Annotated in this window: 2 protein-coding genes; both read right to left on the bottom strand. The window is 44.3% G+C overall.

Annotation, left to right across the window (positions count from 1 at the left end; all coding sequences use genetic code 11):
• Positions 1 to 500 (bottom strand): S-adenosylmethionine synthetase N-terminal domain-containing protein (locus DXC04_RS15950; protein WP_279220510.1); only part of this gene is annotated, 500 nt, incomplete at its 3' end.
• 136 nt (positions 501 to 636) lie between these two features.
• Positions 637 to 1,746 (bottom strand): MSCRAMM family protein (locus DXC04_RS15065; protein ID WP_118661318.1); only part of this gene is annotated, 1,110 nt, incomplete at its 5' end.

The following is a 1,746-nucleotide window of genomic DNA, read 5'->3' as shown; positions in this document are numbered from 1 at the left end:
TCCGAAAAGATATCTTTGATATATCCGCTTCTTCTGCAAGCCGAAAGTTCACGGGTGATCCGGTGTGCCAAAACGATAGGCATTGGCATAAGCTGTGCGGTTTCGTCACACGCATAACCGACCATAACGCCCTGATCTCCAGCTCCCCGGCTTCTGTCTCTTCCCTTTTTTCCATTGTTGTCCCGGAATTCTTTTGATACACTCACTGCTTTTGCGATGTCCGGACTCTGCTGGTGTACAAACGTATCCATTTCTATTCCATCCGTACAATATCCGCATTCCCCCAGAACCTTTCGGATCACATCAAACACTGGCGGCTCATATCCGCTGCTGATTTCTCCAGCCACAAACACATTTCCTCTTGTCGCCAGCACTTCACATGCAACTCTTGAAGATGGATCATGTTTCAGACATTCATCTAAGATTGCGTCTGCGATCTGGTCACATACTTTATCCGGGTGTCCTTCTGTTACTGATTCTGCCGTATAATAACGTTTCATTTTTCTTCTCCTTATATCTACAAGTCCTGCCACTGGCAAATCCTTACTTACGAATGCATGGTAAGATAAACAGGGCAGGAGCTGCCTGATACACATCTCCTGCCCTGCCGGATTGATTTATCCAGTTATTCTTCTTTTATTTTTCTTCTGTTTCTTCTTTGTTTTCCGTCATTTTTGACTTCTTTCTGCGGTACACAGTCACTCCTGTAACTGTTCCGGCAGATGCCAGTGCAAGCAGGACAAATGCCCATACTTTCTGGTCATCCCCTGTTTTTGGTGCATTGGTCTTTTCGGTTGTTTTCTCCGGTGTTCTGGCATCTTTCATTTCTACTTTCTGCACTTCCATCGTATCTTTCAATGTAAATGTAACATCTTCGGCAATCTCATACCCATCCGGTGCTGTGATCTCACGCAAGGTAAGTTCCTCATTGACCGGAAGCTTCGCAACAGAATGCGGCTTTCCGTCCGTGATCCACTCTTCCAGAACAGTTCCGTCTTTTCGGATGATCTGAAGTTTTGCCCCTTCCAGTTCTTTCCCTGTGGTAATGTCTGTTTTGGAAATTTCCACTTTAGAATATTCGTCTTTCATTTCAACCTTTGTCACACTTCCATCTTCTTTGACTTCAAAGGTCACATCGCTGGCAGACACATAGCCGTCTTCATAAGGAGCCAGTTCTTCATGCAAAGTATAAGTTCCTTCCGGCAGACCATAAATCACATGATCTTCTTTGGTACTGGTCCATTCTTCCACGACATTTCCGTCTTTGTCGATCACCTGAAGTTTTGCTCCCTCCATCTCTTTTCCGGTAGTCGCATCTGTCTTGGTGATCCATGTCTCGGTCGGCTGGTTCTCAACTTCTTTACTCAGTACAATCTTTTCAAGATTCTGGTTTTCGTAGGATGCATCTACTTTCCATACTTCCTCGTTCGGAAGATATCCGTCTTTTCTGACTTCCTCTTTGACATAATATTTTCCATGTGGAAGGTCACTGTCAAAAGTCAGATTCCCATTCTTATCAGTTGCTTTCTTTTCCAGCAGAGTATCCTTCTCTACAAGAACTTCTCCCTGATTAGAAACAATATCTTCCCCGGCATACAGTCCGAAGATGACTCCTTCCAGCTTTTCTCCTGTAACAGAATCCTTCTTTTCTACCGATACGGACACCTTCTGTCTCTCGTTTTTGTAAGTAACTCCTTCATAAACAACTGCCTGTGTATCATCCTCGGCTGTCAGGGTAAATTCTTT

This window comes from Dorea sp. OM07-5 (assembly GCF_003481355.1).
GTDB classification, from domain to species: domain Bacteria; phylum Bacillota; class Clostridia; order Lachnospirales; family Lachnospiraceae; genus Dorea_D; species Dorea_D hominis.
The sequence above is the reverse complement of the archived record's forward strand: the minus strand, read 5'-3'. Positions and strand labels throughout refer to the sequence as shown.